General features: G+C 52.4%; 13 protein-coding genes and 1 pseudogene. 1 reads left to right on the top strand and 13 read right to left on the bottom strand.

Annotated elements, in window-relative coordinates; all coding sequences use genetic code 11:
• Positions 1-11 precede the first annotated feature (11 nt).
• From AC6EJC_RS25330 to AC6EJC_RS25320, 3 genes are all read right to left on the bottom strand, one after another.
• Positions 12-1,682 (bottom strand): ABC1 kinase family protein, encoded by a 1,671-nt coding sequence (locus AC6EJC_RS25330; protein ID WP_226002549.1) that lies wholly within the window; start codon positions 1,680-1,682, stop codon positions 12-14.
• Position 1,683: 1 nt separating this feature from the next.
• Positions 1,684-2,043: a phasin family protein gene (locus AC6EJC_RS25325; protein ID WP_444956306.1), complete on the bottom strand. Its 360-nt coding sequence runs from the start codon at positions 2,041-2,043 to the stop codon at positions 1,684-1,686.
• Between the two features lie 102 nt (positions 2,044-2,145).
• Entirely contained in the window at positions 2,146-2,784 is a 639-nt protein-coding gene (locus AC6EJC_RS25320) for a ThuA domain-containing protein (protein WP_444956305.1), read from the bottom strand.
• Positions 2,785-3,211: 427 nt separating this feature from the next.
• On the opposite strand from AC6EJC_RS25320, the gene AC6EJC_RS25315 reads away from it, so the two are divergent.
• Positions 3,212-3,661, top strand: coding sequence for an AbrB/MazE/SpoVT family DNA-binding domain-containing protein (locus AC6EJC_RS25315; RefSeq protein WP_444956304.1), 450 nt, complete (start codon positions 3,212-3,214; stop codon positions 3,659-3,661).
• Positions 3,662-3,791: 130 nt separating this feature from the next.
• Here AC6EJC_RS25315 and AC6EJC_RS25310 read toward each other — a convergent pair whose 3' ends face one another.
• The 10 genes and pseudogenes from AC6EJC_RS25310 to AC6EJC_RS25265 form a co-directional block, all read right to left on the bottom strand.
• On the bottom strand, positions 3,792-5,249 hold the full coding sequence (locus tag AC6EJC_RS25310) for a cobyrinic acid a,c-diamide synthase CobB (protein ID WP_444956303.1): 1,458 nt from the start codon (positions 5,247-5,249) through the stop codon (positions 3,792-3,794).
• Entirely contained in the window at positions 5,242-6,330 is a 1,089-nt protein-coding gene (locus tag AC6EJC_RS25305) for a cobalt-precorrin 5A hydrolase (RefSeq protein WP_444956302.1), read from the bottom strand. The genes AC6EJC_RS25310 and AC6EJC_RS25305 overlap by 8 nt, the downstream gene beginning before the upstream one ends.
• Entirely contained in the window at positions 6,323-7,117 is a 795-nt protein-coding gene (cobM, locus tag AC6EJC_RS25300; RefSeq protein WP_444956301.1) for a precorrin-4 C(11)-methyltransferase, read from the bottom strand. Before cobM ends, AC6EJC_RS25305 begins: the two co-directional genes overlap by 8 nt.
• Positions 7,114-7,830, bottom strand: a complete 717-nt coding sequence (cobI, locus tag AC6EJC_RS25295) for a precorrin-2 C(20)-methyltransferase (protein ID WP_444956300.1) — start codon at positions 7,828-7,830, stop codon at positions 7,114-7,116. Before cobI ends, cobM begins: the two co-directional genes overlap by 4 nt.
• 31 nt (positions 7,831-7,861) lie before the next feature.
• Entirely contained in the window at positions 7,862-9,118 is a 1,257-nt protein-coding gene (gene cbiE, locus AC6EJC_RS25290) for a precorrin-6y C5,15-methyltransferase (decarboxylating) subunit CbiE (RefSeq protein ID WP_444956299.1), read from the bottom strand.
• Entirely contained in the window at positions 9,111-10,256 is a 1,146-nt protein-coding gene (locus AC6EJC_RS25285) for a cobalt-precorrin-5B (C(1))-methyltransferase (RefSeq protein ID WP_444956298.1), read from the bottom strand. The genes cbiE and AC6EJC_RS25285 overlap by 8 nt, the downstream gene beginning before the upstream one ends.
• A 74-nt stretch (positions 10,257-10,330) precedes the next feature.
• On the bottom strand, positions 10,331-10,975 hold the full coding sequence (locus AC6EJC_RS25280) for a precorrin-8X methylmutase (RefSeq protein ID WP_444956297.1): 645 nt from the start codon (positions 10,973-10,975) through the stop codon (positions 10,331-10,333).
• A 163-nt stretch (positions 10,976-11,138) separates the two neighbouring features.
• Positions 11,139-11,918, bottom strand: a complete 780-nt coding sequence (gene cobK / locus AC6EJC_RS25275) for a precorrin-6A reductase (RefSeq protein WP_444956296.1) — start codon at positions 11,916-11,918, stop codon at positions 11,139-11,141.
• On the bottom strand, positions 11,915-13,030 hold the full coding sequence (locus AC6EJC_RS25270) for a sirohydrochlorin chelatase (protein WP_444956295.1): 1,116 nt from the start codon (positions 13,028-13,030) through the stop codon (positions 11,915-11,917). The genes cobK and AC6EJC_RS25270 overlap by 4 nt, the downstream gene beginning before the upstream one ends.
• Before the next feature lie 91 nt (positions 13,031-13,121).
• Positions 13,122-13,855: pseudogene (locus AC6EJC_RS25265) on the bottom strand (precorrin-3B C(17)-methyltransferase); the annotation flags it as partial.

Genomic DNA, 13,855 nt, shown 5'->3' with positions numbered 1-13,855 from the left:
CTGGTCGGTATCTAGAATCTTCCCGATTTAAAAATGGAATACAGTAAAAAGGCAACCATTAAGAGAGCTACAACAAAACCGATTTCAATAGCAGGTACGTTCCACAGCATGGTCGCCTGATGGTTCAGTGATGAACCGATTATCAATCCAACCATAATAATGCTGAACGCTAACAGTACAATGCTGAAGGAGAGGCGATTGCTAATCTGATCCAGCCTGCGCAGTAGCATTTCCAGTTCTGGTACGGTGACCTCCAGCTTGAGCTTGCCCTTACTGATAATGGAGGCCAAGTGTCTCGCCTGTCCTGGCAGCTCCATGAGCGTCTCCACCAGCTCGGTCGCACCGCCCAACAGCTTGCCCCGAATGCGGCGACCACTGAAGCGTTCCTTCAGCAGTTTGTTACCGAAAGGCTCCGCTAATGCAATCATGCTGAGATCGGGGTCAAGCAGCTCAACAACTCCCTCCAATGTCAGCAACGCCTTGCCGAGCAGTAGGACATCCGACGGCAGACCGATTCGATGGCGCTGTGCTGCGCCAAACAGGTCGTTCAGAGCATCGCCAATGCTGACCTGAGAGAAAGGAACGTCCGCATAATCTTCGCGTATCTTGTCCAGATCGGCACGCAGCGCATTCAAATCGGTATTCGGTTCAACCAGGCCCAGCCGTTCGATGGCCCGCACCATGGCATCGGTGTTTTTGCGCATCAGTGCAATAATGAGGGAGGCGAGATGATCCCTCATCTCTTCACTGAGTCGCCCGGTCATGCCAAAATCGAGGTAAGCGAGACTGCCATTTTTCAGGACGAGCAAATTCCCGGGATGAGGATCGGCATGAAAAAAGCCCTCTATAAAAATCTGATGCAGCATGCTGTTTACCAACTGCTGCGCCAGTTCTTTCAGGTTATATCCACGGCGTAACAACTCCTCGCGACTACCCAAATGAGTTCCATCCAGAAACTCCATGGTCAGTATGCGGGAAGAAGTATGATCCCAATATATTTTTGGAATATAGATATGTGGGTCCTGCTCAAATTGGAGCGCAATCTTCTCTGTATTACGGGCCTCATGGTTGTAGTCCAGCTCCTGAATGAGCGATTTCCCCAGTTCCTCCACCATTTGGCGAAGCTGATAACGCTCCACCCATTCCCAACGCTTGGCTGCCATATTGGTCAGTTCCCGCAAAATGTCCAAATCCCGTCGAATGATGCGGTTAACGCCAGGACGCTGGATTTTAATAGCGACCATTTCACCGCTGTGCAGCTTGCCCAGATGCACCTGCCCAATCGAAGCAGCAGCCAGCGGAACATCGTCAAAACGAGCCAATATGTCCTCCAATGACGTGTCCAGCTCCTGCTCCAAAATGCCCCGCGCCATTTCAGGCGAAAAGGGCGGCACCTGATCCTGAAGCTTGACCAGCTCACGGATAATAGGGTCCGGCAGCAGGTCAGCACGCGTGCTTGCCAACTGTCCAAGCTTGATAAATGCAGGCCCCAGGTCCTCCAGTACCAGTCGTATCCGTTCACCCAGCGTTTTGGACTCGGGAGCTTCTCTCGTCAGCCATTTGCGTGGCAGTGACAGCAGCTGGAACAGGCCCATTTCCTCCACCATATAGCCAAAGCCATGACGCGCCAGCGCCATGGCAATTTCCCGGTAACGACCGGCGTGCTTCATACGAACCGCCATTTTAATCCAGCCGGTTCGCTTCTTCAGCGTCGCTCGAACCCGTAAGCGCCGCCTTTTCTTTTTCCAGCTCCGCTACCTGTTTTTCCAACAATGCCACACGTTGCTCCAAACTTGCGACATCATTTTCGGTAGGTACTTCCAGCTCCTGCAAAATGCGGCTAACCTGCTCGCGGATCACCGTTTTGAATTGCCCCTGTTCCTCTGCCCCTCGTTCGATCAGACGATCGACCAACGCTTTAGATTCCGAGGGCGCAAGTTCTCCCCGGTTTACAAGATCCTCGACGGCTTTCTCCACCTTTTCTTTGCTGACAACGGTGAGGCCCCATCCCAATGAGATGGCTTTTTTGAACAAATCGCTCATAATATATCCTCCCCTACCTGTGATTACCTATAGTATAACCTGAAAAGGGGAGCCGCATAAAGCTCGCAGCTCCCCTTCCCCAATGGATGGAATGATCTATGTTTAACCCGGAAAGCGTCCGGCCCACTTGGCAGCCTGAAGCAGCAGCTTACGGTATCCCTCATGCTGGAAGCTTGGCTGATTGTGTCCAGGCATCAAGTAGACGACCCGCCCCAAGCCATAGGACAATGACCATGCTGCCGGCCACCACTGACCCTCGTGTTCATATTCCATCAGCAGTGTTTTTTCAGTGAATGGGTCAAAATCAAAACGATAGGGCTCCTCTTGCATCTCGAACGGCTCGATTCCTTCCATGATCGGATGATCCGGCTCCGTTACCTTGAAGGAAAGTGGACCCGCAGCCGGGTGCCGCAAGAAACGCGCCCCCATTAATTGTGCAATTTCATACCGTCCTTGCAATGTAATTCCGTTATGCAGCACAAGCAGTCCACCCCCGCCACTGACGTAGGACAACAGTCCTGCAGTTTGTTGAGGAGACAGAACCTCCTTGCGGCTATCACAGTACGAGATACATAGATCGAATGAGGCCAGATTTTCCTTGAGCAGCATTTTACGATTCTCACTGCATTGTACCGTCATCCAATCCTGTAAAATATGGCTAATCTCTTCGTCCACCCCTTGCAGCGGATGAAACTCCGGGTACGAATAATCTCCTAATAGCAATGCTTTTCTTCTGTCCATGTTAATCCTCCTTGCCTGACTTGTATATAAGGACTTTAAAGGCGTGCCCCGTGTCATTTATTCTTGTTAGTGTGGTCAAATCGCTCTAAAAATTTCGTTTGGCCCTCATCATTTCACATAACACCGCCATCATTGTCCGAGCTACGGCATATATAAATAATTCTACAGACGGCCTATTAAATCCTTTAGCAGAAGATTATAGCATATATGTTCGCTCGGAATAAACTTATTCAAAATTTATAAACGTGAACGCTGGCGATTCGGCCCGTTTATGGTATACTCGTAAGAAAAAAAGTGCGTCCATGCATTATTTACAATGAAGGACCGCTTTTCGTAAGAAATTTATGCTTGCGGTTATAGAATTGATAAGAATTGCCTCAAACCTTATACATTCTATAAATCTAAAAAAACCGGGGAGGTTGCATGAATGAAAAGGACTGGAATGACCCGGCCCTTGGACAGCTTGGGACGAATTGTGCTTCCTAAAGAGTTGCGCATGACGATGGAGATTGACATCGGCGATCCATTAGAGTTTTTTATTGAAGACCAGACACTCATGCTCCGTAAGTACAAATCAACCAATTGCATATTTTGCGGTGCGGTTGATACCAACACCTATTTTAAAGATCAGTTTATCTGCGATGAATGTGCGACCTCGATGAAAACGGAAGATTTGCTTCCGGTCACGGCGACTGAAACCCAGTCACCTCCACTTAAGCAAAACATGCATATGAAAAAAATTTATCAGCGCACGGACGTTATTTTGGAGAAAATGAGAGAGCTTATGGAAGAACATCCGGCATCTTCACAAAAACAACTCGCTTCCATGCTTGGCGTAAGCCAGGGGAGGATTTCCCAACTGAAAAAGCTCATGTAAGCGAATCGCCAAAAAATATTGTATACGCTTCCATACTATGTAAGGTTTAATGCTATTTATACTTAGGAAAGCCGGACCTTTAAGGGACCCGGCTTTTTGTTTATATGAAGTGGTGCGCTAGTTTGCAAAACTATTGACCGTACGCTCGGCATTTTTCTACCCAACGTGCTGCCGCCTTGGGAAAAGAAGCGAGATGAATATGCGTGTAGGCTGCCAAAAGGTTTCCTTTCGCATAGCCTTCGCTCTGGAGTCCACGCATCCCCTTGGTTTGATAGGCATAGGGATAGGGAGCGGCTGATTCATCATAGTTCATGACAGAATAGTGAAATTCATGTCCTCGAATCGTCTCTCCAGCCTCCAGCAGCAGGCAATCCTGCGAAGCGGTTGCTTCCCGGTACCCCAGTGCGGCCCGTTTCTCCTGCATGCGGACATCCGACGGAATAACCCCGGCCATGTGATGGACGTGACCCGCACGATCGGTAATTGTCCGGGCCAGTACCATATAACCGCCGCATTCGGCGAATATAGGCATATCCCGGTGTACGGCGTTACGGATACCTTCTAAAAAACCTGTATTCGCAGCGATAGTCGATGCAAACTCCTCAGGAAAACCTCCGCCCAGGTATAGCCCGCTTGCATGCTCAGGTACGCGATCTCCTGCCAGCGGGCTGAAACAGATAATCTCTGCTCCCGACTGACGTAGCAAGTCCAGATTTTCCGGGTAGTAAAAATTGAACGCCGCATCTTTGGCGACAGCAATGACGGGGCGCTCCCCGGTCGCGACCTGCGATCCTATCGATGGAAGCCGATCCGGGGCAAATAATGGCTGCGCGGGCAGAGACAACGGCGGAGCCGAATCCGCCAATGCCCGCAGCGTATCCAGATCCGTGCCGGCGCGGATCAGCTCTGCCGCCCGTTGGAAAAGCGGCTCCAGCTCGCCGCGTTCCACAGCAGGCACCAGGCCCAGATGACGCTCGGGTATGTCCAGCCCGTCATCGCGCTTTAACCAGCCGAGCACAGGGATGCCGCACTCCTGCTCGATCGCCTTTTTGACGATGCCGTAGTGTCCTTGGCTACCGCAGCGATTCACAATTACGCCCACAATGCGCAGCTTGGGCTCCAAGCGCTGAAAGCCAAGCACAATAGCGGCGGCACTTCGTGCCATGCTGCGCACGTCGACCACCAGCAATACGGGGCTGTCTGTCAGCATCGCGATTTCGGCAGTCGACCCAGTGTTGCTGAGCGGGTCCTTGCCGTCATACAGCCCCATGACGCCTTCAATCACGGAAAGATCCGCGCCTTCAGAAGCGCGGATAAAGGTTTCACGCACCGTATCCGGTGAGGTCATCCATGAATCCAGATTACGGGAAGGAGTTCCGGTCGCGGCAGTATGATAGGTCGGGTCAATATAATCCGGTCCGCACTTAAAGCCCTGCACTCGCAGGCCGCTGTCGGCGAACGCCTTCATCAGCCCTAGGGTAACGGTCGTTTTGCCCGCACCGCTACCCGTACCGGCAACAACAATACGGCTTCTGCGCGCTGTGGCAGACAGATCAGGCTGCACGCCGTGCTTCATGATCTCAGTCATAAGAGACCCGTGCTACCGACAACGTCATATTGCCGCTTTTTTTCTTCTCCAGCAGCCAATGGTCTGCACCGGAAGACAACAAGGCTGAAGGTTCGCTGACCCCATATGCGCCGGTGTATTTGAAGACGGTTTCCGATGGATTAGGAAGCTGTACAGTGTTCAGTTCTGACGGAGTGTACGTCACCAGTTCCCAACCGTATTTGGCGCAAAGAGCAAGCAAACCCTCTTCGTCCTTTTTCAGATCAATGGTGGCAATATTTCGAACGCTTTTTACGGACAAACGCAGCTCTTTCAAGGTGTTCAGCACACCAGCCTCCAGCTCCTCCAATGCAGTCCCACGGTTGCAGCCGATGCCGAGCACCAAGCTTTTCGGACGGTACAGCACGCCATTAGAAAGAAAACGCTCCTCTTCCTCCGGCTCTAATAAACGGTCACTAACGACCAACGCGGCGTTAAACGGTTCTTGTAATGCTTCTGCCGTCGAAGCATATACCTTGATATGTGCAGGTACAGGCTTGTCATAACGCCACCAGTTCCGTTCGCCTGTCTCTTGTATGAGCGCAACAGGCTCCTCGTTCACAACAGCGGCGCTCACAGGAGTGGCCTTGTCGAAGCTATCGACCACCCAACCCAATTCCCGACCAAACATGTCCACCGGGATCGTGCCCTGCACGTCCGATGCAGTCGTGATTACAGCACGTGCGCCCAGCACAGCCGCTACATGGCGGGTCAATTCATTGGCGCCACCCAAATGGCCAGACAATACGCTAATGACATGCTCGCCACGATCATCAATGACAACTACCGCCGGGTCTACCTTTTTATCCACCAAAATTGGTGCAATCATACGAACCACTGCACCGAGAGATATAAACAAAATAATACCGTTATATTGTTTAAATAAATCCGGCAAAATCAGCTTGACCGAGCCTTCGAACAACTGAATGCCAAGCTCCTGCTCGTCGCCACGCTCAAACTTGGACATATAATACACATCCGTGCCCGGAAAGCTGGCTCCCAAATTGCGCACCATTTCCACTCCATGCTTCGTGATCGCCACAGCGGCAAAAGGATTACTCACCAGGCTTCACTCCCTTCCGGTAACCATGGGTGAACGACTTATCATACAGCTTGGAACGATGCGCGTCCTTGTCCACCAGTCCCGGGTCGAGCGCCCAGCCTGCCAAAATCATGGCATGCATCGTAATGCCTGCTGCGCGCAGATCGGCGGGCAATTGAGCAAGCGACGTGCGCACGATCTTTTGGTCCGGCCAGGTCGCGCGCTGCACAACTGCAACAGGTGTGTCCTCGCTCCAGCCTGCCGCTAGAAACTCGACAACCACCTTCTTCGCTAGCGTTGCGCTGAGGAACAGTGCCACTGTACAGTGATGGGAGGCCAGATCACGCAGCTTTTCTCGATCCGGTACAGGTGTACGGCCCTCCGCACGCGTCAGAATGACCGTCTGCGTCAGATCAGGCACTGTTAGCTCTGCACCCAGCACGGCCGCAGAAGCAAAGACCGAGCTGACGCCCGGTACGATTTCGTATGCTACTCCGCGCTGCTTCAGCAACACCATTTGTTCCAAAATCGCCCCGTACACTGCCGGATCACCTGTATGTACGCGAGCTACACTGCGTCCAGCCTGCACAGCCTCGCTCATAATCTCGACCTGCCGCTCTAGATCCATGCCGGAGCTTTGCAGTACCTGCGCCTCTGGCTTGGCCGTGGCAATCAACTCGTCGTTCACGAGTGAATCCGTGTACAATACCACATCAGCCGTGCGTAGAATCCGGGAACCTTTTACAGTAATCAGTTCCGGGTCGCCGGGACCTGCTCCTACGATATATACTTTTGGCTCCAACGTCATTTGCTCACCACCATTAAACTCAAATATTCAAGCTCCTGTCCGCGCAGCTCCTGCGCGTTGCGCCATACCATTTCATAAGGAGAAGTGACCTTGGTAATGACAGATGCCCGATCCCCGAGATCGAGTTCATCCAGCACATCCAAAATCAAATCCAGCACTTTGGCAACTTTGATAAACACGACCGTATCGTGATTCTCAATCGCCCGCTTCATCGCTTCCCGATCATCCGTAGCCGGAATAATACCGACCTGCTGATCTCCGTCTGCCAAAGGCAATTCCAGCGCTGCCGCCGCTCCCAACACGGACGAAATTCCCGGAATAGATACAATCGGCACCTCAGGATGGAGATCCTTCATGAGCCGCGCCAAGTGAATAAAGGTACTGTACAGATTGGGGTCTCCCTCTGTAACAAAGGCTACATCCTTGCCTTCACGCAGCGCTTCCCAGCAAGCAACCACCGTTTTATTCCACTCCCGCTCCAGTACAACCGGGTCCTTGGTCATTGGGAAAATGAGTCCTAGCATCTCCTTTTCCTCCGGGTTGACGTACAACTCCACGATCTCGTGAGCATACGACTTGCCTCCCCGGCGTTTCTTCGGATAAGCCACAACTGCACATTCCTGAATCATGCGGTACGCCTTGACTGTAATCAGCTCGGGATCACCCGGCCCCACGCCTACGCCGTAAAGTGTTCCTGTTGCCGCCGTATTCATGCTGTCTCTCTCCCCCTCTTGATTTACCAGCTTACTCCCCTGCTACTTCGTCAACCGCGTCCACCGACGGCTGCCCGGTAATGACATATATCGGATTCAGTCCGTCAAAACGAGTCATATTCAAAATCGGCTTGCTACGCGCTGTTTGCAGTAACGTCACCGAGGTTTCGAGTCCTGCTGCTTTCATCGCCTTCATACCGTCATACAGTGTCTCAATCGTTGCAGCATTCACTACAATTCGTCCATCTTTACGCAGACGGGAAGCACACAGACGAATCAGCTCGGCCAATTCTCCCCCGCTCCCGCCGATAAACACCGCATCCGGGTCTGGCAGTTCGCCCAATCCGGCAGGCGCTTTGGCATGAATAACTGGAAAATCGGTGCGAAATTTGATTTTGTTCGCTTCCACATTAGCCAAATCGCCTTCGTTCTTCTCAATGGCAAATACTTGCCCATACTTGGCCAGCCGCGCACATTCCACAGCTACAGAGCCGGAGCCTGCGCCGATGTCCCATACGATGCTTCGCTCTGTCAGACGCAGCTCGGACAAGCTGAATACGCGCACTTCACGCTTCGTAATCAGCCCCTTTTCCGGCTTGCGCTGGTGAAATTCCGCATCCTCGAAGCCAAATCCCCGTCGAATTGCAGGCACGTCTTCACCCTTACGGCGACGCAAAATGACCACGTTCAGTGGTTGGAACGTTCCCTGCGCCATCTCTTCCAGCGTATAGTGCCGATACGCCTCATCCGGTCCACCCAAATGCTCGCCGACAAAGGCATCGTATTCCGTCATGCCATAATGCAGCAAATAGGCAGCGACTGCGGCGGGATGATTCCGGTCGTCCGTCAGCAACGCGACCTTGTTCTGTCCGTCGATCCGCTGCGCCAGTCCGGTCATCGGACGGCCGTGTACGCTTTCCAGCACTGCATCCTGCCAGCTTTCACCGAGACGCGCAAACGCTAGCTGAACCGAGCTGAGATGCGGTAAAATATCCAGATGCTCAGCCCCCAGCTTGGCAGACAAATACCCTGCAATTCCAAAAAAAAGCGGATCGCCTGACGCAAGCACGACAATATCCTTGTCCTCACGCAACCGTCCCAATTCTTCCACTACGGCGGATAAGCCTCTCTTTAATGTTCGTTTTTCCCCTGCGGCTTCCTTAAAAAAGGCTAACTGACGCTCTCCGCCAACCAGCAGGTCTGCACGCTCGATTTGCTCCAGCGTCTCCTGCGATAGACCTGACGCTCCATTTTCACCGATACCAATGACACGAATCACTCTACTCACCGACTCTCGCCCTCCCCAGCACGTTCCCTTTCATCGTTACCAGTACCATTTCCACGACGATTCCACCACCTGCATGCTCCAGACAATGCTGACATCCATAAGTACACAGCTTTTCAAAAAAGCTCAGCGCATTCGCTTCAGTCATCATATCCGCCACCTGCGTGGCTGTATTCGCCTCTGCCACTGCCGCTGCAAGCGACTCGTCCACACCTGCTTCACGCGCGACCTCGGCCAAAAAGCCAAAATCCACCGGAGCGCTCTTGGAGTGAACCATCATGACGCCTTGAGCCACCTTCGACAGCTTACCTGGCATACCGACGAGAATAATCTTTTTCATTCCCAGCCGTTTCCCATGCTTAATGGCAAAGCCGACAAAGTCCCCCATCTGAATAAAGGCCTCTTCCGTCAGCCGATCATACATTTGCATCGCATATTTTTCACTGCTGCCGCCTGTGGTCAGGACAATTTCCTGGCAATCCATCGCTTGTGCAACCGATATGGCCTGCACGACACTGGCTTTATAAGCTGACGTAGAAAACGGTACTACCACGCCGCGCGTACCCAGTATGGATATACCGCCAAGAATGCCTAGTCGCCCGTTCAGTGTCTTCTTGGCGATTTCTTCGCCGTCCGGCACGCTGATGACGACACGGACACCTTTGGCTGATCCATGCTCCTCGAGCACGCCTGTGACGGCCTCCGTAATCATCCGGCGCGGCACCGGATTAATCGCTGCTTCCCCGACAGGCACAGGCAGACCGGGCTTCGTTACCCGTCCCACGCCGATGCCGCCGTCCAGCTCAATGCCCGGCTCCTCGCGCCAGCTAACGGAGGCGATAATTCTCGCCTGATGCGTGGCATCCGGGTCATCGCCACCGTCCTTGATCGTCGTGCAGGAAGCTTCGTCCGCGTCCAACACAGGCTCGATCAGCTCAAACGCATGATCGAAGCCCGCGGGCAGCGATATCACCGCTTCCTTCGGCGGAATGCCCGTAATGAGCAGTTGTACCGCTCCTTTGGCTACTGCAGCTGCACAAGCTCCAGTCGTAAAGCCTGACCGCATCGGCTTGTCCGGCGCGGGAGCTTCACCGCTTTTCATCCGTTTGGGCCTGTCGGCGGACGCCGCTTCCTTTTCCATGCCAATTCCTCCTTAACCTCACATGCTGATCATGCTCCAATTCATTTCATGATACAGCAAACGGACAACCGCATCTAGCGGACAGCCATTAAGGAAATCGCATTCAATGCCGCTACGACAATCGTACTGCCGCCCTTGCGGCCAATATTCGTAATGAACGGAATATCCAGCTTGCGCAGCTCGTCCTTGGATTCTGCCGCCGATACGAAACCGACGGGCATTCCAATCACCAGTCCGGGCTTAGCCGCTCCTTCTTTCACCAGACGAATCATCTCCAGCAACGCTGTCGGCGCATTACCAATCGCATAGATGCCACCTTCGCCCGCCTGAATCGCTTTGCGCATCGAAATAATGGCGCGTGTCGTATTCAGTCTTTTCGCTTCTTCCATGACGTCCGGGTCAGATATGTACACATGCACATCCCCGCCAAATTGACGAATACGATCCTTGCTCAGCCCTGCTTGAATCATTTGCACATCCGCCACTACCTGCTGTCCTGCGCGAATAGCTGCAATCCCGGCTTCAATCGCTTTCGGATGAAACACCATGCTGCGGCCCAGCTCAAAATCAGCAGATGCATGAATGACACGCTGTACGACGGGATATTGCTCCGCTGTAAAAGGATGCTCTCCCAGTTCTTCTGTAATCATCTCGAAGCTCTTGCCCTCAATCTCCTGCGGCTGCACCGTTAGCGGCTTAAAATCTGTTTTAAAATCCATCGTATCGACCACTCCCTTATGGAAAATTAGTTTAGGAAAATAACAGTTCATGCACTGGAATATTAAATATTTCTATAAAAACACCTGTTTTAAGATGACTATATTTTAAATACATGCCAGAAGTCGTTCTCGGTTAACTGGACTCATAGGGGCATGAGTCAATTCAAATTGAAGCTTTCTCTTTTGCTGTGCGCAGTGCGTCGATTACTCCGTCGAAATGATCAAATACCGTGCCAAATTCCACTTCCGGTCTGGAAATCAAAAGTACGTGAATACCCAGCTCCAATGCAGATTGAACCTTTTCATCCACCGCTCCCGTGCGTCCGCTTTCCTTGGAGACCATCACCGTCGTGCCAAAGTGCTTGTATAATGCTTCGTTCATCTCGCGGGAAAATGGTCCCTGCATGGCGATAATATTTTTTTGCTCCATGCCCAACTCGCCACATTTCTCCATATTATCCAAACGCGGCAGCATGCGTGCAACCAGACGAATCTCTGGGTCCCCGAGTAAATGCTTGGTGAACGTGCCGAGCGTCTTACTGCCTGTCGTAAGCATTACAGAGCCTTTGAGTTGCTTCGCTTCTAATGCGGCCTCTTCATAGGAAGACACGATGTGGAGCAACGGATGATTGTCATACACCAGTCCCGTCCGCTCGTAGCGAATATAAGGAACCCCAGACTCGCGAGCGGCTGTCATCGCATTTGCATGTGCTTCTTCTGCAAAAGGATGACTGGCATCAACAACCGCCTGTATTCCCTGCTCCCGAATCATTGCAGCCATTTCATCAGCTGTCATTCGACCTGTACGTACGTCCAGCCCCGCTTCGGACAAGCTGATTGCCGCGCTTTCTGTTACGACGGAGGTCAATACGTTGAAGCCATTATCACGGATTTGCAGCGCCAATTCCCGAGCATCGCTCGTCCCGCATAGCATGAATATCATGAGCCCTTCACCTGCCCGCCACCAGAAATCCCGCTTCCGTTCACAACAGACGGCATCTGTGAATGATCGTGATGATGTTCATGATCATGGTCATCATGGCCGTGAGCATGTACATGCTCGTGGTCGTGATCATGCGAGTGTTCCTTATGATGATGATCGTGTTCGTGCTCATGTACATGATGGTGGTGGTCATGGTCATGATGATCGTGATCATGATGATCGTGGTCATGGTCGTGGTCATGGTCATGGTCATGGTCGTGGTGATGATGGTGATGCTCCTGCGCCTCCAGACGGAACTGGCAGTTATCACAATTGGCCGTAACCTTGCCGAACAAGCCTTCATTTGCTCGCTCCAGCACCAGTTCAACCAATTGAGGATGGAAACCAAAATATCCGCCCATCTCCACTTGTAATGCAGGGTGAGCCTCGGCAAATTCCTGGGTCATTTCTCCGATGCGCTTAATCAGCACACCCGTGAACAGAAAATAGGGAAGCACGATAATCTTTTTGGCCCCCAATCGTACACAACGCTCCAAGCCATCGGGAAAAGAAGGCTGCGTCACACCGATAAAGCTGCTCTCTACCCACGTATAAGGAAGCTTCTCCCACAGCATACGGGTGATTTTGAAAAAGTCACTGTTCGCATCTGGATCGCTACTTCCACGTCCTAATACAAGTACCGCCGTTTCTTCGTCGGATACCTCGGCAGATGCCTCTACAGCGCTATTCATTCCTGCTGGAACCGCAACCGGACGGGCCTCTTTCAAGCGGCTTTGCAGAATGCTGACGATTTTTTCGTGAACGCCGATCGGACGTCCGTATACAAATTCCACCTGCGGATATTTTGCCTTTGCCCGATCAATAGCCATCGGAATATCAATTTTGGCGTGTACCGCTGCGAACAAGATAATCGGAATAAGAACGACACGCGTCGCCCCTCTCTCCACACATGTTTGCACCCCTTCGGCAATGCCGGGACGTGCCAACTCCAAGAAACAGGTTTCCACACACATATCCGGCACCTGATCTGCCACCGCCTGTGCAAATTCCAGCAGCTCCTGATTCCCCTCCGGGTCCCGACTTCCATGTCCAACCAACAATATTGCATTCACTGCTGTTTTTTCCTCCTCTACATAGGGATAACCTACATGACGCCCTATTTTATATATATGCTTGTATCCGGTTCATCAGGCCTTCAGCCCATTAATCACCACAAACTGCATTCACTTCTACCGTTGCTGGTGCATCTTCATGCCGGAAACCCGCAACGACACCTACACGTTTGAAAAATTTATGAAAACGCTCGTTTGGATGCCCTTTTTCCTTATATTCAGCGATGACGTTCTCGATGATGTCTGTAATCTGATCACCCGGAATCCCTTCCGCTACAGGCTGAGCGGCATGAGCATTGCGGCCGAATTTTTTGCCGCCGAGGAAGAGATCGTATCCTCCCTTGCGATAGACGATTCCGATATCCTCCAGCACCGCACCATAGCAGGCCATACCGCAGCCGTTCAAAGCAATGCTCGTTTCCTTGGGTGCCTGTAATCCGCCAAGTACAACCTGTAGATGCTCAGCCACAGGCACAGCGTCATCCTTCTCCATATTGCAGAAGTCGCACGCCTTCACCTTAAACACATCGCCGATCGGCATGACAATGAATCGTTCATCCCGCAGTCGTCCGACCAGTTCCTCGGGGTCTGCGCACGGCACACGCAGCACGATCTGATGATCCGGCGTGTACTCCAGCTCGCCGTCATCACCCGCTACCTCGGCGAGCAGTGCCATCTGGCGAGCGGTGAACTTCTTGTTTCCCACACCAGGGGAAACGCCCACCTCAAACAGCGCAGGCTTGCCAAAGCCGCCTGTCGCCGTCCCAGCCGTAGCCCCCGCTCCGGCCACTGCTGACGTTCCGGCTGCGCTCACAGCGGCAGACG

This window comes from Paenibacillus sp. TY11 (genome assembly GCF_059772165.1).
Note: the sequence above shows the minus strand (reverse complement) of the source record. Positions and strands in the feature narration are given on the sequence as shown.

Coding starts and splice junctions, on each gene's coding strand:
- AC6EJC_RS25285 (WP_444956298.1), bottom strand. CDS start 10,256: ATGGAAAAGGAAGCGGCGTCCGCCGACAGGCCCAAACGGATGAAAAGC.
- AC6EJC_RS25310 (WP_444956303.1), bottom strand. CDS start 5,249: ATGACTGAGATCATGAAGCACGGCGTGCAGCCTGATCTGTCTGCCACA.
- cobM (WP_444956301.1), bottom strand. CDS start 7,117: ATGACGTTGGAGCCAAAAGTATATATCGTAGGAGCAGGTCCCGGCGAC.
- cobI (WP_444956300.1), bottom strand. CDS start 7,830: ATGAATACGGCGGCAACAGGAACACTTTACGGCGTAGGCGTGGGGCCG.
- AC6EJC_RS25325 (WP_444956306.1), bottom strand. CDS start 2,043: ATGAGCGATTTGTTCAAAAAAGCCATCTCATTGGGATGGGGCCTCACC.
- cobK (WP_444956296.1), bottom strand. CDS start 11,918: ATGATATTCATGCTATGCGGGACGAGCGATGCTCGGGAATTGGCGCTG.
- AC6EJC_RS25320 (WP_444956305.1), bottom strand. CDS start 2,784: ATGGACAGAAGAAAAGCATTGCTATTAGGAGATTATTCGTACCCGGAG.
- AC6EJC_RS25315 (WP_444956304.1), top strand. CDS start 3,212: ATGAAAAGGACTGGAATGACCCGGCCCTTGGACAGCTTGGGACGAATT.
- AC6EJC_RS25330 (WP_226002549.1), bottom strand. CDS start 1,682: ATGGCGGTTCGTATGAAGCACGCCGGTCGTTACCGGGAAATTGCCATG.
- AC6EJC_RS25280 (WP_444956297.1), bottom strand. CDS start 10,975: ATGGATTTTAAAACAGATTTTAAGCCGCTAACGGTGCAGCCGCAGGAG.